The sequence below is a fragment of the Allosphingosinicella sp. genome (assembly GCF_036403745.1).
Taxonomy (GTDB): domain Bacteria; phylum Pseudomonadota; class Alphaproteobacteria; order Sphingomonadales; family Sphingomonadaceae; genus Allosphingosinicella.
In genome coordinates, this window is record NZ_DASWQI010000091.1 from 1 (window position 1) to 17,077 (window position 17,077).

Annotated in this window: 16 protein-coding genes; 5 read left to right on the forward strand and 11 right to left on the reverse strand. The window is 67.8% G+C overall.

Annotated elements, in window-relative coordinates; all coding sequences use genetic code 11:
* Positions 1-175 precede the first annotated feature (175 nt).
* Positions 176-2,398, forward strand: a complete 2,223-nt coding sequence (locus VGC56_RS17220; protein WP_464126869.1) for a TonB-dependent receptor — start codon at positions 176-178, stop codon at positions 2,396-2,398.
* Positions 2,399-2,543: 145 nt separating this feature from the next.
* Complete coding sequence (locus VGC56_RS17225) at positions 2,544-3,680, forward strand: serine hydrolase (RefSeq protein ID WP_464126870.1); 1,137 nt, start codon at positions 2,544-2,546, stop codon at positions 3,678-3,680.
* A 168-nt stretch (positions 3,681-3,848) separates the two neighbouring features.
* Here the strand turns inward: VGC56_RS17225 and VGC56_RS17230 are convergent, their stop codons facing one another.
* From VGC56_RS17230 to paaI, 7 genes are all read right to left on the reverse strand, one after another.
* Positions 3,849-4,925, reverse strand: a complete 1,077-nt coding sequence (locus VGC56_RS17230; RefSeq protein WP_464126871.1) for a 2Fe-2S iron-sulfur cluster-binding protein — start codon at positions 4,923-4,925, stop codon at positions 3,849-3,851.
* A gap of 7 nt (positions 4,926-4,932) precedes the next feature.
* Positions 4,933-5,400: a 1,2-phenylacetyl-CoA epoxidase subunit PaaD gene (gene paaD / locus VGC56_RS17235; protein ID WP_464126873.1), complete on the reverse strand. Its 468-nt coding sequence runs from the start codon at positions 5,398-5,400 to the stop codon at positions 4,933-4,935.
* Complete coding sequence (gene paaC, locus VGC56_RS17240) at positions 5,394-6,221, reverse strand: 1,2-phenylacetyl-CoA epoxidase subunit PaaC (RefSeq protein ID WP_464126875.1); 828 nt, start codon at positions 6,219-6,221, stop codon at positions 5,394-5,396. Before paaC ends, paaD begins: the two co-directional genes overlap by 7 nt.
* 149 nt (positions 6,222-6,370) lie before the next feature.
* Entirely contained in the window at positions 6,371-6,652 is a 282-nt protein-coding gene (gene paaB / locus VGC56_RS17245; RefSeq protein WP_464126876.1) for a 1,2-phenylacetyl-CoA epoxidase subunit PaaB, read from the reverse strand.
* Positions 6,649-7,632 (reverse strand): 1,2-phenylacetyl-CoA epoxidase subunit PaaA, encoded by a 984-nt coding sequence (paaA, locus tag VGC56_RS17250; RefSeq protein ID WP_464126878.1) that lies wholly within the window; start codon positions 7,630-7,632, stop codon positions 6,649-6,651. The genes paaB and paaA overlap by 4 nt, the downstream gene beginning before the upstream one ends.
* A gap of 70 nt (positions 7,633-7,702) precedes the next feature.
* Complete coding sequence (pcaF, locus tag VGC56_RS17255) at positions 7,703-8,905, reverse strand: 3-oxoadipyl-CoA thiolase (RefSeq protein ID WP_464126879.1); 1,203 nt, start codon at positions 8,903-8,905, stop codon at positions 7,703-7,705.
* A 79-nt stretch (positions 8,906-8,984) separates the two neighbouring features.
* Positions 8,985-9,440, reverse strand: coding sequence for a hydroxyphenylacetyl-CoA thioesterase PaaI (gene paaI, locus VGC56_RS17260; RefSeq protein WP_464126881.1), 456 nt, complete (start codon positions 9,438-9,440; stop codon positions 8,985-8,987).
* 9 nt (positions 9,441-9,449) lie between these two features.
* Here paaI and paaG point away from each other — a divergent pair, with 9 nt between their 5' ends.
* Entirely contained in the window at positions 9,450-10,229 is a 780-nt protein-coding gene (gene paaG, locus VGC56_RS17265; RefSeq protein WP_464126883.1) for a 2-(1,2-epoxy-1,2-dihydrophenyl)acetyl-CoA isomerase PaaG, read from the forward strand.
* Positions 10,230-10,308: 79 nt separating this feature from the next.
* Here the strand turns inward: paaG and VGC56_RS17270 are convergent, their stop codons facing one another.
* Positions 10,309-11,268 (reverse strand): threonine ammonia-lyase, encoded by a 960-nt coding sequence (locus VGC56_RS17270; protein WP_464126884.1) that lies wholly within the window; start codon positions 11,266-11,268, stop codon positions 10,309-10,311.
* 147 nt (positions 11,269-11,415) lie between these two features.
* On the opposite strand from VGC56_RS17270, the gene paaZ reads away from it, so the two are divergent.
* Positions 11,416-13,434 carry a phenylacetic acid degradation bifunctional protein PaaZ gene (paaZ, locus tag VGC56_RS17275; protein WP_464126886.1) on the forward strand — a complete coding sequence of 673 codons (2,019 nt, stop codon included), beginning with the start codon at positions 11,416-11,418 and terminating at the stop codon, positions 13,432-13,434.
* Positions 13,434-14,222, forward strand: a complete 789-nt coding sequence (locus VGC56_RS17280) for a glutaminyl-peptide cyclotransferase (RefSeq protein WP_464126888.1) — start codon at positions 13,434-13,436, stop codon at positions 14,220-14,222. Before paaZ ends, VGC56_RS17280 begins: the two co-directional genes overlap by 1 nt.
* A 3-nt stretch (positions 14,223-14,225) precedes the next feature.
* On the opposite strand, the gene VGC56_RS17285 is transcribed toward VGC56_RS17280, so the two are convergent.
* The 3 genes from VGC56_RS17285 to VGC56_RS17295 all read right to left on the reverse strand — a co-directional run.
* Positions 14,226-15,314: a 2OG-Fe(II) oxygenase family protein gene (locus VGC56_RS17285; RefSeq protein ID WP_464126890.1), complete on the reverse strand. Its 1,089-nt coding sequence runs from the start codon at positions 15,312-15,314 to the stop codon at positions 14,226-14,228.
* Between the two features lie 37 nt (positions 15,315-15,351).
* Complete coding sequence (locus VGC56_RS17290; RefSeq protein ID WP_464126892.1) at positions 15,352-16,170, reverse strand: formate/nitrite transporter family protein; 819 nt, start codon at positions 16,168-16,170, stop codon at positions 15,352-15,354.
* Between the two features lie 67 nt (positions 16,171-16,237).
* Positions 16,238-17,077, reverse strand: an 840-nt coding sequence (locus tag VGC56_RS17295; protein ID WP_464126894.1) for a 2-oxo acid dehydrogenase subunit E2, incomplete at its 5' end; no start/stop codon positions are given.

Below are 17,077 nucleotides of genomic sequence, written 5' to 3' on the forward strand. Positions count from 1 at the left end.
GTGAAATCGTCGCGGTGGTGCTCGTGGCCGCTCATCCGCGGGGCACTAGCGGAGGGTTTCGCCGAAACCAAACCTCCGCCCGTCGAACCTGAACACCAATTCGTCTACTGTTCACCTTGCGATAATATATCATGCGCTTTAGGGGCGGCTCAATTCCTCCAAGACAGGGCGTTTCATGATCCGCAGAATGCTCCTCGCCACCGCGGCGGCGATCATCGTTCCGTTCTCGCCGGCCACAGCGCAAGCTGATCCTTCAAGTCAGCCGGCGCCTGCGGGGACCGCGGCGCCGGGGGCGAGCGTCCCGGCGGCGCCATCCACCACGGCGCCTGCAAAGGCGGGAAGCGACATCGTCATCACCGGCCGGCGTCTCGACGTTGCCCGGGACGCGATCACGCCGTCGCTCGGCGCGAGCCAATACACGTTTAACAAGGAAGCGCTTGAGAAGCAGCCGGGCGGCACCAATCTCACACTCAACAAGTCGCTGCTCCAGGCGCCCGGCGTCGTCCAGGACAGCTACGGCGTCATTCACGTGCGCAACGAGCACGCCAACCTCCAGTATCGGCTGAACGGCGTCATCGTCCCCGAGAGCATCAGCGGGTTCGGCACGACCTTCGATCCGAGGATCGCAAGCTCGATCCAGCTCATCACCGGCACCCTTCCCGCGCAGTACGGCTACCGCACCGCGGGCATCATCAATTTCAGGACCGACTCCGGCATCCAGGGTAATGGCGGGGAAGTCGGGATGTACGGCGGGACCTTCGGCCGGATCGAGCCCAACGCGATGATCCGCGGGACCTCCGGCAACCTCACCTTCTTCGGATCGGCGAGCTATCTTCGCAACGACATCGGCATCGAAAACCCAATGCCAACGCGCAACGCGGTCCACGACCGGACCACCCAGTTCCGCCCGTTCGCCTACGTGACCGACATTCTCTCGGACACGAGCCGGATCTCCGTCTTCGGCGGCAGCTTCATCGGAGACTTCCAGATCCCGAACGTGACGGGTCAGGCTCCGGCGTTCACCGTCAACGGCGTGTCCAACTTCAACTCCGCCAAGCTCGACCAGAACCAGCGGGAGATCACGCATTACGGCGTTGCCGCCTATCAATATGCCGGCGATAGTTTCAATCTCCAGCTGGCCCCGTTCGTTCGCTACACCGAGACGCGCTTCAGCCCGGATCCGAAGCACGGCGACATCATCTTCAACGGCTTTGCCGATGCCGCCAGGCTCACCGGGCTCGCGGCCGGCGTCCAGGCCGATGGCAGCCAGAAGCTTGGGTCGAACCACGTATTGCGGTTCGGCCTGTTCTTCCAGAATGAACACACGACGTCCCGCGTCGCATCGACGGTGCTTCCGGCGAACGACTGCGCGGGCGACGAGAATTGCGTCATTGCGCAGACCAGCGACGTGCCTCTCACCATCGTCGACACCCACCAGAAGACCGGCCAGCTGTACGGGGCCTATCTGCAGGACGAATGGAAGCTCACGTCCAATCTGACGCTCAATTACGGCGCCAGGTTCGACGTCGTGCGGGCCTACACCAGGGAATCCCAACTCAGCCCCCGCGCCAACCTCGTCTGGGAGGCAACCCCGCTGACCACCTTCCATGTCGGCTATGCGAGGACGTTCACGCCGCCTCCCCAGGAGCTCGTCGCACCGTCCGACATCAATCTGTTCAATGCGACGACCAAGCAGGCGCTGATCCGGACAGGCGGCCCCGTGAAGGCGGAGCGCGAGCATTATTTCGACGCCGGCGTCGAGCAGCGCGTCAAGGGCGGCCTCAAGCTCGCCATCGATGCCTATTACAAGAAGAAGCAGAATTTGCTCGACGAGGGGCAGTTCGGCTCCGCCCTGATCCTGTCGCCCTTCAACTACGCCAAGGGCTACGCCTGGGGCGTCGAACTCAGCGCCAACTACACGCACGGCCCGCTCGACCTCTACGCCAATCTGGCGCGGGGTGAGGAGAAGGCCAAGAACATCATCTCGTCGCAATATTTCTTCGCGCCGAGCGAGCTTGCCTACATCCAGAACCATTATATCTTCACCGACCATTCCCAGAAATGGTCGGCGTCGGGCGGCGCCACCTATACCATCCATGACGGCCTCGGGACCCTCGTTCCGACGGCCGACTTCGTCTACGGCAGCGGCCTCAGGACGGACGATCCGAACGGGATCGTTCCGAACGGCGGCGCCCTTCCCGGCTATTGGGTGGTGAACGCCGGCATCGCCCAGACCTTCAAGGGATCGGGGGTGCTGAACGGCCTCACCGTCCGCCTCGACGTGCTCAACCTGTTCGACAAGGTCTACCAGATCCGGAGCGGCGCGGGCGTCGGCGTCGGTGCGCCGCAATGGGGGCAGCGCCGCGGAATTTTCGTCGGCGTGACTAAGCGGTTCTGAGGGCGCGCGCGGGCTCTCGCTTTCGATCCATAGCCCCGTCGCACGCGCGGCACGGCTCGTCGCGCGTTTACCAGTTTAATCTGGCGGAAAGTCCTTCGGCGCTATGATGATTCGTCACGGGTAGAAGGGTTTAGGGGTTAAAGTCATGGTTGTTGCGTACAGAAGGTCCGCCCGGATCGCGCGTCTCGCGCTGCTTCCGGCCGCCGCGTTGCTGAGTTCGTTCGTGCCGCAGGCGACGATTGCCCGCACCGCCGCTCACCAATATCAGGGCCATGCGCTGGAATCGATGGCGCCGCAGAACGAGGCGCAGCGAATCCTCGCCCAGACGGTCCGCGCGATCGGCGAGAATTTCAACGGCGATATCGGCATCGCCGTCGAGGACGTGCAGACCGGCTGGACCACCGCCTATGACGGCGACACCCTCTTCCCCCAGCAGAGCGTCAGCAAATTCTGGGTGGCGCTGACCGCGCTGGACAAGGTCGACCGCGGCGAACTGAGCCTGTCGGCGCCCTTCACCCTCCACAAGGAGGACGTGACCCTGTTCCACCAGCCGATCGCCGCGCAGATCGGCGCCAACGGCTACCGCACCAACATCGCCGAGCTGATGACGCGGGCGCTGCAGCAAAGCGACAATACCTGCAACGACGCGGTACTGTGGCGCGCCGGCGGCCCGGAGGCGGTGCGCGCCTTCCTGCGCACCAAGGGCATCGAGGGCATCCGCTTCGGGCCGGGCGAGCGCAAGCTGCAGAGCGCCATCGCCGGCATCGAATGGCACCAGAGCTATGCGTCGAACGGCGGATTCTACAAGGCGCGCGACGCCCTTCCTTATTCGGCGCGCAGGGCGGCGTTCGAGCGCTACATCGCCAGCCCGATGGACGGCGCGGCACCGCTCGGCGTGGTCGACGCGCTGAGCCGGCTGAAGCGCGGCGAGCTGCTTTCGGCGGCGTCGACGCAGCGGCTGCTCGGCATCATGTCGCACACCAAGACGGGCCCGCAGCGCCTCAAGGGCGGGCTCCAGCTCGGCTGGACCTTGAGCCACAAGACCGGCACCGGGCAGGTGCTCGGCGGCGTCCAGGCCGGCTATAACGATATCGGCGTGATCACCGGCCCCGACGGCCATTCTTACGCCATGGCCGTCCTCATCCGCCGCAGCTCCGCCCCACTGCAGCAGCGCATGGCGGCGATGCAGGCCACGGTGCGCGCCGCCATCGCCTATCACCGGGCTGCCGAGGGCGAGGACCTGGCGGGTTACCGCTCCGGCCGGAGCTACGGCGGGCGGTAAGCCTTTTGCCTCCCCAAGCTTTAGCTTGAGGAGGGGGACCAGCGAAGCTGGTGGAGGGGTAGTTGGCCGCAGCCTCGGCCGTCGAGCGCTTGATCCGCTGAGACCTGTTCCCTTACCCCTCCACCACCTTCGGTGGTCCCCCTCCCCATCTGGCGATGGGGAGGCAGATTACGCGTCGTAATCGACTTCGAGGCCTTCGCCCTTCGGCACCGACTGGCACGTCAGCACGTAGCCAGCGGCCACCTCTTCGTCGGTGAGGCCGTAGCGGGCGGCCATTTCGACGCCGCCGGAGACCACCCGCGCGCGGCAGGTGGCGCAGACGCCGGCCTTGCAGGCGAAGGGTGCGGGGAGCCCGGCGAGGCGGGCGGAATCGAGGATGTTGCCGGCCTCGGCCGAGAAGGGCACGCGGCGCTTGCGGCCGTCCAGGGTGACCAGCATCGTCAGCCCCTGCGCCTCGCGGGACATCGCTTCGAGTTGGGCCTGAAGCGCCTCGGGGGGACGGTCAGCGGTGAAGCGCTCGATATGGATTCGCTCGGACGGCACGCCGCGTTCGAGGAGGGCCGCTTCGGCGGCGTCCATCATCGGGCCGGGGCCGCAGATGAAAAAGGCGGCGGCGCCCTCGGGATCGACCAGCATGTCGAGCACTTCCCCGCATTTGGCGCGGTCGAGCATGCCGTTGAACAGGTCGATATCCTCCGATTCCTCGGCGAGGAAATGGTGGATTTCGAGCCGGCCCATGTGGCGGTTCTTGAGGCGGGCGAGCTCCTCCAGAAAGATCACCGACTGACTGTCGCGATTGCCGTAGAGGAGCGTAAAGCGGCTCGCCGGCTCCTCGATCATTGCGGTCTTGATGAGCGACAATATGGGCGTGATGCCGGAGCCGCCGGCGAAGGCGACATAATGGTTGGCGGCGTCGGCGCGGAAATCGTGGGTGAAGCTGCCGTGCGGCTCCATCACGTCCAGGCGGTCGCCGGGCTTCAGCGCCTCGTTCACCCAGGTCGAGAACAGGCCACCGGCGATGCGCTTCACGGTGACCTTGAGCTCGCCCTCCTCAGGCGCGACGCAGAGCGAGTAATTGCGCCGCACGTCCTCGCCGCCAATGTCGGCGCGCAAGGTGAGGTGCTGGCCCGGCTTGAAGCGAAACGCCTCGCGCAGGTCTTCTGGGAGCCGGAAGCGGATCGACTTGGCGTCGGCGGTCTCCGCGATTAATTCCGCGATCTGAAGGCTGTGGAAGTTGACGCTCACATTGGGCTCAATGGCATTTGAACAGGTCGAACGGCTCGGCGCAGTCGCGGCAGCGCCAGAGCGACTTGCACGGGGTGGAGCCGAAGCGGCTGATCTCCTCCGTCTGCGGCGAGCCGCATTGCGGGCAGGCCGGTGCGCGCTGGCCGGCGGGCATGGGCGGGGCGATGCCGTAGGCGTGGAGCTTGACGCGGCCCTCGGGGGTGATCCAGTCGGTCGTCCAGGCGGGCGACAGGGCGGTCTCGATGCGGACGTCGCGATAGCCCGCCGCGTCGAGGGCGTCGCGGATGTCGCGCTCGATCACCTGGGTGGCGGGGCAGCCGGTATAGGTCGGGGTGATAACGACCCGGTCCGGCTCGACGGTGCGGACGATGCCGAGGTCGACGATTGAGATCACCGGGATTTCCGGATCCGCGACCGAGGCGAGGACCTGCCACAGCCCCTCGTCCTGCACCTGGGCCGCCTGCGCCCTCACCACGCCGCGTCCGGGTAGGTGCGGGGGAGGAATTGCATCGTGCACAGGAGGTGGCCGAGATGCTCGCTGTGATGGCCGCGGCGGCCGCCGAGGATCGGGCGCTGGTCGGCCGGCACCGTCAGCGTCGCCTCTGTGAGGAGGGCGTGGAGTTGCGCGTCATAATCGGCGCGGAAGGCGGCGAGATCGGGGGCAAGGCCGCGCCCGGCGAGGAAGCAGGCGAGGTCGTCCATCTCGAACAGCTCGGGGACGAAGCGTCCCATCCAGTCCAGCCCGTCCTGCATACGGCGGCGGCTTTCGTCGGTGCCGTCGCCGAGGCGGATCACCCATTCCATGGCCAGCTCCTGGTGATAGCTGACTTCCTTCACCGCTTTCTCGGCGATGGCGGCGATGCGCGCGTCTGCGCATCCGACGAGGTGCTGGAACAGCCTCTTCTGCCAGGTGGAGAAAAGTAGCTGCCGCGCCATCGTTTGGGCGAAATCGCCGTTCGGCTGCTCGACCAGCCAGCAATTGCGGAAATCGAGCACATCGCGGTGAAAGGCGAGGCGGTCGCCGTCCCTCCCCTTCCCTTCCACCTCACCCGCATAATCGAGGAAGAAGGTCGCCTGTCCGATCAGGTCGAGCGCGATGTTGGCGAGGCTGAGATCGACTTCGACGGAGGGGGCGTGGCTGCACCATTCGGACAGGCGCTGGCCGAGGATCAGGCTGTCGTCGCCGAGGCGGAGGAGATAGTCGAACAGCGGGGTGTTCGTGTCGGGCGCAGGCGCGTCGAAGGCGCCGGCTCCGGTGGCGCCGGAGGGAAGATCGATCGGCGGAAGGGACGCCATTTATGCCTCCCCATCGCAGATAGGGAGGGGGACCACCGAAGATGGTGGAGGGGTAGCGTCGCGCAGGTCTCGGGGGGTTACCCCTCCACCACCCTTCGGGTGGTCCCCCTCTCCACGCGCAGCGTGGGGAGGCATAAGACGCCTTCCCCTCATATGTGCGTCACGCCGTCCGGGATGTTGTAGAAGGTGGGGTGGCGGTAGATCTTGTCGGCGGCGGGATCGAACATCGCCGCGTCGTCCGACGGGTCGGAGGCGGTGATCTGGGCAGACGGGACGACCCACAGGCTCACCCCTTCCATCCGGCGCGTGTAGGTGTCGCGGGCGTGCCGCAGCGCGATCTCGGCGTCGGGCGCGTGGACCGATCCGACATGACGGTGCGAGAGGCCGCCTTTCGAGCGGACGAAAACTTCCCACAGCGGCCAGTCGTTCATGCCGCCTCCCGCTTGAGGGCGTGCTTCTCCGCATAAGCGGCGGCGGCTTCGCGGACCCAGGCGCCGTCTTGCCAGGCGTCGCGGCGGGCCTTCAGACGCTCTTTGGCGACCGGGCCTTCGCCGCGGACGACGGCGTAGAATTCCTGCCAGTCGATCTCGCCATAATCGTAGCCGCCCTTCTCCTCATTCCAGCGCAGTGCAGCGTCGGGCACGGTCAGGCCGAGGGCATCCGCCTGGGGGACGGTGATGTCTACGAATTTCTGCCTGAGCTCGTCATTGGTGTCGCGCTTGATCCGCCAGCGCATCGACTGGGCGGTGTTGGGGCTGTCGGCGTCGGGCGGGCCGAACATCATCAGCGACGGCCACCACCAGCGATTGAGCGCGTCCTGCGCCATCCGCTTCTGGTCGGCGGTGCCGGCGGACAGGACCATCATGATCTCGTAGCCCTGGCGCTGGTGGAAGCTCTCCTCCTTGCACACGCGCACCATGGCGCGCGCATAGGGGCCGTAGGAGGTGCGCTGGAGCGGCACTTGGTTCATGATCGCGGCGCCGTCGACCAGCCACCCGATCGCGCCGATATCGGCCCAGGTCAGCGTCGGGTAGTTGAAGATGGTGCTGTACTTGGCCTTGCCCGAATGGAGCGCCTCGATCATCGCCTCGCGCGACGTGCCGAGCGTCTCGGCGGCGCTGTAGAGGTAGAGGCCGTGCCCCGCCTCGTCCTGCACCTTGGCAAGGAGGATCGCCTTGCGCCGCAGCGAGGGGGCGCGGCCGATCCAGTTTCCTTCCGGAAGCATGCCGACGATCTCGCTGTGCGCGTGCTGGGAAATCTGCCGGGTGAGGGTGCGGCGATAGGCCTCGGGCATCCAGTCCTTGGGCTCGATGAACTCGTCCGCGGCGACCCGCGCCTCGAAGGCGGCGAGGCGGACGGGGTCCTCCGTGGAGGCGACGTTCTTCGATTTGGAAAGCTCGGTGGTGTACATTCCTGTCTCCCGCGCCGGCCCTAGCAGGAGGCGCTTTTCGCGGCAATCAACGCAAGGGAACCCGATTCCGTCACACCCGCTCGATGACGAGGGCGATGCCTTGGCCGACGCCGATGCACATGGCGCAGAGGGCATAGCGGCCGCCGGTGCGGTGGAGCTCCTCGGTGGCGGTGAGGGCCAGGCGGGCGCCGGACATGCCGAGCGGGTGGCCGAGCGCGATGGCGCCGCCGTTGGGGTTTACGTGGGGCGCGTCGTCCGGGACGCCAAGCAGGCGCAGCACCGGGAGCGCCTGGGCGGCGAAGGCCTCGTTGATCTCGATGACGTCCATGTCGGCGATGGTGAGGCCGAGGCGCTTGAGTAGCTTCAGCGACGCCGGCGCCGGGCCGATGCCCATGATGCGGGGCGGGACGCCGGCCACGGCGGCGCCGACGATGCGGGCGCGGGGGGTGAGGTGGTTGCGCCTGGCGGCGCCCTCGGAGGCGACGAGCATCGCCGCGGCGCCGTCGTTGACGCCCGAGGCGTTGCCGGCGGTGACGGTGCCATTGGCGCGGACGATGGGGCGGAGCTTGCCGAGCGCCTCTACGTTGGTCTTGCGGGGGTGCTCGTCGCGGTCGACGGTGAGCGCGTCGCCCTTGCGCTGGGGGATGGAGACGGGGACGATCTCGGCGGCGAGGCGGCCATTGTCTCGCGCGCGGGACGCCTTCTCCTGGCTGCGGACGGCGAAAGCGTCCTGATCCTCGCGGCTTATCTGGAACTCCTCAGCCACGTTCTCAGCCGTGGAGGGCATGGTGTCGTCGCCGTACGCGTCCTTCATCTTGGGATTGACGAAGCGCCAGCCGATGGTGGTGTCGTACATTTCGGCGTTGCGGTCGAAGGCGCTGGTCGCCTTGGCCATGACGAACGGGGCGCGGCTCATGCTCTCCGAGCCGCCGGCGACAAGCATGTCCGCCTCGCTGCCGCGGATCACGCGGGCCGCCATCGCCACCGCGTCCATGCCCGAGCCGCAGAGGCGGTTGAGAGTGACGCCGCCGGAGCTGTCGGGGAGGCCGGCGAGGAGCCCGGCCATGCGCGCGAGGTTGCGATTGTCCTCGCCGGCCTGGTTGGCGCAGCCGAGGATGACGTCGTCCAACTCGGACCAATCGACGCGCGGGTTGCGCTCGAGGAGGGCGCGGATCGGGATGGCGGCGAGGTCGTCGGCGCGGACATGGGCGAGGGCGCCGCCGTAGCGGCCGATGGGGGTGCGCACGGCGTCGCAAATGAAGGCTTCGGTCATTTCGCGTGCTCCGTCATCCCGGACTTGATCCGGGATCCATCTTCTTCGCGGCCGCTGTGAAGGAAAGGTGGACCCCGGATCAAGTCCGGGGTGACGGCAACGGTTTCGATTCCTCTGTGACAACCTCGCCTCCCACGCTCCGGGAGAAGCCGGTGAACTCGGCGATGGGGCGGCCGTCGGATGTTCGCACCGAGACGTCGTAGACGCCGGAGCGGGAGACGAGCGCGCGCTCCTGCGCCTCGGCGATCAGCACGTCGCCATCGCGGGCGGCTTCCAGGAAGACGATCGAGGCTTGGGCAGCGACCGTACGCAAGTTGCGGCTGTTGCAGGCATAGGCGAAGGCCGAGTCGGCGAGCGCGAAGAGCATGCCGCCGTGGGCGGTGCCGTGGCCGTTCAGCATCGCGGCGGTGACGGCCATGCGGACACGCGCATAGCCTTCCCGCGCTTCCTCGATCGCGATGCCCCAGGCGGGGCCGGTGCCCTCCGCCGCGAGCATCGCCCGGGCGATCTTGTCGGCTCTGGCGTTCGCGTCCATGACCGGGGCATGACCTACGAGACGATCGACTTCAAGCTGGCGGAGGGCGTGGCCCGGCTCACTTTGAACCGGCCGGAGCGCCTCAACAGCTTCACCGTGCAGATGCACGAGGAGGTCGCCGACGCGCTTTCGTCGCTGGACGGCGCGCGGGTGCTGGTGATCACCGGCGCCGGACGCGGCTTCTGCGCCGGGCAGGATCTCGGCGACCGGGCGGTGGCGCCGGGCGAGGCGGTGGACCTCGGGCATTCGGTGGAGACCTATTACAATCCGTTGATCCGCCGCATCACCTCCCTCCCCTTCCCCGTCATCGCGCGGGTGAACGGCGTGGCGGCGGGCGCAGGGGCGAACATCGCGCTCGCCTGCGACATCGTCGTCGCGGCGAAATCGGCGAAATTCATCCAGTCCTTCGCCGCGATCGGCCTCATTCCCGACAGCGGCGGGACATGGGTGCTGCCGCGCCTCGTCGGCCAGGCGCGGGCGCTGGGGCTGGCGCTGACCGCGGAGCCGCTGCCGGCGGAGAAAGCGGCCGAGTGGGGCCTGATCTGGAAGGCGGTCGAGGACGAGGCTCTCGATGCCGAGGTGGACGCGCTCGCGGAGCGGTTCGCCGCCGCGCCGACCCGGGGATTGGCACGAATCAAAGCGATGATCCGCGAGAGCTGGGAGCATAGCCTGAGCGAGGAACTCGACCTGCAGCGCGATGCGATGCGGGATCTGGGCTTCTCGGACGATTACCGCGAGGGGGTCGCGGCGTTCATGGCCAAGCGGAAGCCGAACTTCACGGGGCAGTGAGTCCGCAGGGGACAGTCTATTGACTGTCCCCGTTCAACGCCGGAGCGGGGACAATCGATAGACTGTCCCAAGTGCCGCCTCAGCCAGTCAAAAGCTCGGCGAAGGTCTTCAGGTCGATGTTGCCGCCGGAGACGACGCAGACGATGGGGCCCTCCCCTGCCTCGCCGGTCAGCGCTGCGGCCACAGAGAGCGCACCCGCGCCTTCCGAGATCACCCGCGCCTTTTCGGCGATGAGGCGCATCGCCTCGCTTGTCTGGTCGAGGGTGACGGTGATCGCGCCATCCACCACGGGGCGCATCCGGTCCCACATGCGCTGGGTGACGCTCTGGCCGCCGGCGCCGTCGACGAAGCTCGCCTGCCAGTCGGGGAAGCGGCGGGGGCCGCCTTCCTTCAGGGACAGGGCGTAGGGCGCCCCTGATTCGGGTTCGGCGCCGTAGACGCGGACGCCGGGCTTCAGCGCCTTCACCGCGCTCGCCACGCCGGTGATGAGGCCGCCGCCGCCGATCGCGGTGACGATCGCCGCGACGTCCGGGCAATCCTCCAGGATTTCGAGGCCCATCGTGCCGTGGCCGGCGATGAAATCATGATCGTCGAACGGGTGGATGAAGATGCCGTCCATGCCGTCGAAAGCATGGGCTTCGGCGGCCTGCCAGGCTTGCTGGTAGGAGACGGGGACGATGTTCGCCCCGAGCGCGCGCATGCGGTCGAGCTTGGTTTGCGGCGCCGTCTCGATGGCGACGACCGAGCAGGGGATGCCGGCCGCCCGCGCGGCATAGGCGACGCCCTGCCCGGCATTGCCGGCGCTGATCGTCCAGACGCCGCGGGCGCGCTGCGCCGGCGACAGCATCGCCACGGCATTGGCGGCGCCGCGTATCTTATAGGCGTTGGTCGGCTGGAGATTTTCGAGCTTGAGGCGCACGTCCGGCATGGCTGGGCCGAGGTCGAGACGAACGAGCGGGGTGCGCAGCACAGTGCCGGCAATGCGCTCGCGCGCTGCCTCGACGTCGGAAAGGACGATGGGCCTCACGGGTTGCGGCATTCTCTACCCCTTATGCTCACGCAGCGCGTATGGCCCATAGCCCGTTCGGCCTGAGCTTGTCGAAGACCTGCCCTTTCCCTTAGGCAGCAAGTGAAGGGCAGGCCTTCGACAAGCTCAGCCCGAACGGGTGGGGTGCAAGGAGTTGGAATGAAGACGCAGACCCTCCTCAACTATGCCCAGGACCGCTGGTACGAAGCGCCGGGTGGCCTCGCCGAGGTGGAGAGCGCCGTCAGCGGCGAAACGATCGCGCTGACCGGGAGTGAGGGACTCGATTTCGAAGGCATGCTCCGCCACGCGCGGAGGGTGGGCGGACCGGCGCTGCGGCGCCTGACCTTCCACGAGCGGGCGTGGATGCTGAAGGACCTCGCCAATGCGATCATGGCGCGCAAGGAGGAGCTGTACGAGCTTTCCTACCAGACCGGCGCGACGCGGACCGACGGCTGGATCGACATAGAGGGCGGCGCGGGGACGCTCTTTTCCTTTTCGTCCAAGGGGCGGCGCGAGCTGCCGAACGGGCGGGTGCTGATCGACGGCGCCATGGAGCCTTTGTCGAAGGGCGGCAGCTTCGTAGGGCAGCATGTCTACACGCCGCTGCAGGGCGTGGCGGTGCATATCAACGCCTTCAATTTTCCGGTCTGGGGGATGCTGGAGAAGCTCGGGCCGACCCTGCTCGCCGGGGTGCCGGCGATCGTCAAGCCGGCCTCGGCGACGGGGTATCTGACGGAAGCGGCGTTCCGCATCATGATCGAGGCGGGGGTGCTGCCGCCGGGCGCGCTGCAACTGATCATGGGCGGGGTCGGCGATCTGTTCGACCATCTGACCTTGCAGGACGTGGTGAGCTTCACAGGCTCGGCGCAGACGGCGATGAAGCTCCAGTCGCACCCGGTGATCGCGCGGGAGAGCGTACGGTTCATCGCCGAGCGCGACAGTTTGAACGCCTCGATCCTGGGACCCGACGCGGCGCCGGGGACGCCGGAATTCGACCTGTTCATAAAGGAAGTGGCGCGCGAGATGACGGTCAAGGCGGGGCAGAAATGCACCGCCATCCGCCGTGCCATGGCGCCGGCCCAGCATCTCGACGCCGTCCAGGCGGCGCTGACCGAGCGGCTTGGGCAGGCGCGGATCGGCGACCCGCGCGAGGAAGGCGTGACGATGGGCGCCCTCGCCAGCCGCGCGCAGCTGACCGGCGTCCGCGCGGCGGTGGCGGAGCTGGCCAAGTCGGCACGCATCGTGTCGGGCGATCCCGACGTCTCGCCGGTCGCCGGAAACGGGGCGTTCATGGCGCCGATCCTGCTTCGCACCGACGATCCCTGGGGCACCGACGCGGTGCACGACATCGAGGCGTTCGGGCCGGTGTCGACGATCATGCCGTATCGCGACCTGGACGACGCCATCGCGCTGGCCAACCGCGGGATGGGAAGCCTCGCGCTGTCGCTGTTCACCTTCGACAAGGCGGTTGCGGAAGAGTTCGTGCTCGGCGCCGGCGCCTATCACGGGCGGATGCTGATCCTCGACCGCACCAGCGCCAGGGAATCGACCGGCCACGGCTCCCCCCTCCCCGTCCTCGTCCACGGCGGACCGGGACGCGCGGGGGGCGGCGAGGAAATGGGAGGGGTGCGCGGCGTCGCGCATTACATGCAGAGGACGGCGCTGCAGGGCTCGCCGGCGGTGCTCTCCAGCATCGTCAAGCAATGGCTGCCGGGCGCGCCGAAGGTCGAGGGCGAGGTGCACCCGTTCCGCAAACGCATTTCGGAACTCGAGATCGGTTATACGCTCAAGACCGCGAGCCGGACCGTGACGCTCGAGGATATCGAGCATTTCGCGCACTTTACCGGCGATACCTTCTACGCCCACATGGACGACGAGGCGGCCAAGGCGAGCCCGATCTTCGAGGGGCGGGTGGCGCACGGCTATCTGATCCTGAGCTTCGCCGCCGGCCTGTTCGTCGATCCGGCGCCGGGGCCGGTGCTCGCCAATACGGGGCTGGAGAATTTGCGCTTCCAGACGCCGCTTTATCCTGGCGATGCGATGCGGGTGGAGCTTAGTGTCAAGACCAAGAGCATCCGGGACGAGGAGAAAGGCGAAGTGCGCTGGGCCGTGTACGTCTACAACCAGAAGGACGAGGCGGTCGCCACCTACGACCTCCTCACCATGAACCGCCCGTGATGAAGCGGCTCTCCCCCCTCCTCCTCGCGCCCCTGCTCCTCCCGCTGGCCGGTTGCGCGCAGGCCGCCGCGCCGCCGCCGCCGAAGCCGACGCCGGTCTTTGGCTACCGGGTCGTCCACGCTTACCCGCACGACCCGAAGGCGTTCACCGAAGGGCTGTTCTACCTCGACGGCCATATGTGGGAGAGCACCGGCCTCAACGGCCGCTCCTCGATCCGCGAGGTGAAGCTGGAGACGGGGGAATTGATCCGCTCCGTGCCGGTGTCGTCGCTCTATTTCGGCGAGGGCATCGTCAATTGGGGTCCCGACATCCTCAGCCTCACCTGGCAGAACGGCATCGGCTTTCGCTGGCGCCGCTCCGACCTCAAGCAGACCGGCAGCTTCCGCTATCCGGGCGAGGGCTGGGCGCTGACCCAAGATGGCAAGAACATCATCATGAGCGACGGCACGTCGGAGCTGCGCTTCCTCGATCCGGCGACGCTCAAGGAGGTGCGCCGCGTCCAGGTCACCGACCAGGGCGACCCGGTCCTGCATCTCAACGAGGTGGAATATGTGCGCGGGGAAATCTTCGCCAACGTATGGATGACCACCAAGATCGTGCGCATCGACCCGGCCACGGGCAATGTGAAAGGCTGGATCGAGCTGCGCGATCTCGCGCTCCCCAACATGAAGGACGAGGACAGCGTGCTGAACGGCATCGCCTATGACGCGAAGGCCAACCGACTGTTCGTCACTGGCAAGAACTGGCCCCAGCTCTACGAGATCAAGCTGACGCCTCCGGCGCGCTAGGCGTCAGGCCCGGTACGCCCCCAGTTCCTCCGCCAGATGCGGGTTGTTCGCCTCGCGCTGCTTCGCGGCGGCTTCGTCGTAGAGGAAAGGGAGGAAGGCGTAGCGGGTGCCCCGGGTCACCGGCGTGGCTTCGTGGAGGAGCGAGCAGGAGAAGACGACCGCGCCGCCGGTCGGTGGGCGGTAGGTGCGCGGGCCGAATTCGGGGAAGCGCAGGTCGCCGCCGTCATAGTCGCCGGCGTTCAGGTTGATCGAGACGGCGAAGCGGCGGTGGGCGGTGCCCCTGGTGGTGTTGTCGCGGTGCGGGCGGAAATGGCCGCCGGTGCCGGAATCGTAGCAGCCGACCAGATAGCGCTCCATCCGCGTCGCCTCGAACTGGAAGGCGCGGGCGACCATCGGCACGATGCTCGCCTTGACGCGGTCGAGAAGCAGGGCGCGCAGGCGCGGATCGTCGATGCTGCAGTCGCGGCGCAATTTGTGGCCGGGATCGGTGAGGAGGACGGTCTTGCCGCACACTTCGCGCATGAAGCCGGAGGGCTCGCCGCCTGTCTCCTCGTAGAGGGCGATGAGGCGGCGGCAGAGGTCCGGCTCAAGGACGTTGGGGACGGCGAGGACCGGCGCCCATTCGTCGCCACGGGGCTGCTGCACGGCGGCGGCGAGCGCGGCGATGGCTTCGGCGCCTCGCTCGAGCGGCAGCAGGGCAAGCGCGCGCAGCGCCGGGTCGAGGAGCAGCCAGAAGGGGCGGTAGGCGCCCCCCTCGGCCAAGGCGCCGTAGAGGCGGCTGATCTCGCCGCTTTCGTCGAGGAAGAAGCGAATGCCGGGGAGCGACTGGGCGACCCTGCCCTCGGCGGCATCGGCCGGATCGCAGGTCACGCCGAAGAAGCAGGCATTCTCGTCGTCGAACAGGGCCCGATGGCGGTGGACCAAGGCGAGCGCGGCCGCTGCCTCGGCTTTCTCAGCAGCGCCGACGAACAGCATCAGCACGTGCCGGCCGGCGACGGTGTGGAAGGTGTAGCTCGGCGAGCCGCCGATCGCGTGGGCGCGGAACCACGGGGCGGGCTCGCCGCGGCGGAGGAAGGGGCGGATCTCGGTCACGGCGGCGATGCTAGCGGCGCGGACCGCCGCCGCAAGCTCAGATCTCCTCCTTCACCTGCGCGTGGGCGAGCATGGCGAAGAGGCCGGTGCCGCCGATGATGTTCCCCGCCAGCGCCGGGAGGAGGAAGGTGCCGAACACCCAGCCCACATTGGCGTGGCCGCTCCACAGGAGGAAGAAGGCCTCCGCGGCGCCCGCGATCACGTGCGTGAAGCCGCAGATGGCGATCGCGTAGGTGAGGACGAGGATGATCCAGAAGCTGGAATCGTCGGCGGCCGAGCGGATCCAGGCGACCGAGGCGATCAGGAAGCCGGCGGGGATGCCCTGCAGCATCACATCGAGCGCGCTCTTCTCCAAGAGCTTGGAGGAGACCTCGACCATCGCGTCGGTCAGCTCCTTCGACTGGAAGCGCAGGTAGACGCAGGCGGCGGCGATGATCGCGGCGCCGAGCACGTTGCCGGCGAAAACGATGGTCCACAGGCGCAGCGTCCGCACCAGGTTGGCGCCGGTGCGCTCGCGCATCAGCGGCAGGACGGCGACGGTGGTGTGCTCGGTGAAGAGCTGCATCCGGCCGAGGATGACGATCATGAAGCCGAGGCAATAGCCGAAGCCGGCGACCAGCTCCCGCCACGGCGCGTCGGGGAGCCGCATGTGGAGCGCGGCCTGGGCCGACAGGGACGCCATGATCGCGATCCCGGCGGCGAGGCCGGACCAGAAGAGCGAGCCGAGGGGCCGCTCCAGCTCGTCCTCGCCCTGCTTGACGACGGCGGCGTGGACGACCTTGGCCTTGGGCGGGCTGCGCTCCTCGACCTCCTGCGATTCCTCCTCGCTGAGGTGCGGTTCCTTGTCTTCGGCCATCGGCGCGCTCCGGTGGTTGCCGGTTCCCTGAACCGCCGCGGCGGCGGTCCGTTCCGCTCCGGCAAGGTCACTCCGCCGGCCAGGTCTCCAGCACGTCGACGAAGCGGCTGAGCCAGGCGTTGGTCTGGTGGCCGTCGACGACTCTGTGGTCGATGGTCAGAGAGACATAGGCCATGGGGCGGATCTGGATCGTGTCGGTGCCGTCGACCTCGCGCACCACGACGCGCTTTTCGAGCTTGCCGACGCCGAGGATCGCCGCCTGGCCGCGGGCGATGATGATCGGGCTGGCGAAGAGCGAGCCCGAGACACCGTGGTTGGAGATCGTGAAGGTGCCACCGGAGACGTCCTTGCCGCTCAGCTGCTCCCGCCGGGCTTTGTCGATCAGGCTTTCGAGGCCGGCGGCGATGCCCTTGAGGCTCAACGTCTCGACATTGCGGAGGACGGGGACGATCAGGCCTTTTTCGCCGAGCGCGGTGCCGACGCCGATGTTGATGTCGTCGAACAGTTCGAGCCGGTCGTCATGCCAGCGGCTGTTGATCGCCGGCGCGACCTTCATCGCCTCGGCCGCCGCGGCGACCATGTAGGCTGTGAAGGTCAGCTTCACCCCCTGCCGCGCCCAGGCAGCCTTGTGGCGGTCGCGGTGACGCTGGATGGCGGTGAAGTCGGCCTCGAAGACGGCGGTGACGTGCGGCGCCTCGGTGACCGAGGCGAGCATGTTCTCGGCGATCTTGAGCCGCATGCGGTCGTGCGGGACCGAGTGGGAGCGCAGGCCTTGGGCGTTGGCTTCGGAAACCTGCGGCTGCGCGGTGGTGCGGGGGCCTTGCTGGACGGTCGTCGCCGCGGCGACCGCGCGGTCGACGTCGGCGCGGGTGATGCGGCCGTCGCGGCCGGTGCCTTCAATGCGGGC

Coding starts and splice junctions, on each gene's coding strand:
- pcaF (WP_464126879.1), bottom strand. CDS start 8,905: ATGACCGAAGCCTTCATTTGCGACGCCGTGCGCACCCCCATCGGCCGC.
- VGC56_RS17290 (WP_464126892.1), bottom strand. CDS start 16,170: ATGGCCGAAGACAAGGAACCGCACCTCAGCGAGGAGGAATCGCAGGAG.
- VGC56_RS17225 (WP_464126870.1), top strand. CDS start 2,544: ATGGTTGTTGCGTACAGAAGGTCCGCCCGGATCGCGCGTCTCGCGCTG.
- paaZ (WP_464126886.1), top strand. CDS start 11,416: ATGAAGACGCAGACCCTCCTCAACTATGCCCAGGACCGCTGGTACGAA.
- paaI (WP_464126881.1), bottom strand. CDS start 9,440: ATGGACGCGAACGCCAGAGCCGACAAGATCGCCCGGGCGATGCTCGCG.
- VGC56_RS17270 (WP_464126884.1), bottom strand. CDS start 11,268: ATGCCGCAACCCGTGAGGCCCATCGTCCTTTCCGACGTCGAGGCAGCG.
- VGC56_RS17280 (WP_464126888.1), top strand. CDS start 13,434: ATGAAGCGGCTCTCCCCCCTCCTCCTCGCGCCCCTGCTCCTCCCGCTG.
- paaC (WP_464126875.1), bottom strand. CDS start 6,221: ATGGCGTCCCTTCCGCCGATCGATCTTCCCTCCGGCGCCACCGGAGCC.
- VGC56_RS17220 (WP_464126869.1), top strand. CDS start 176: ATGATCCGCAGAATGCTCCTCGCCACCGCGGCGGCGATCATCGTTCCG.
- paaA (WP_464126878.1), bottom strand. CDS start 7,632: ATGTACACCACCGAGCTTTCCAAATCGAAGAACGTCGCCTCCACGGAG.
- paaB (WP_464126876.1), bottom strand. CDS start 6,652: ATGAACGACTGGCCGCTGTGGGAAGTTTTCGTCCGCTCGAAAGGCGGC.
- paaG (WP_464126883.1), top strand. CDS start 9,450: ATGACCTACGAGACGATCGACTTCAAGCTGGCGGAGGGCGTGGCCCGG.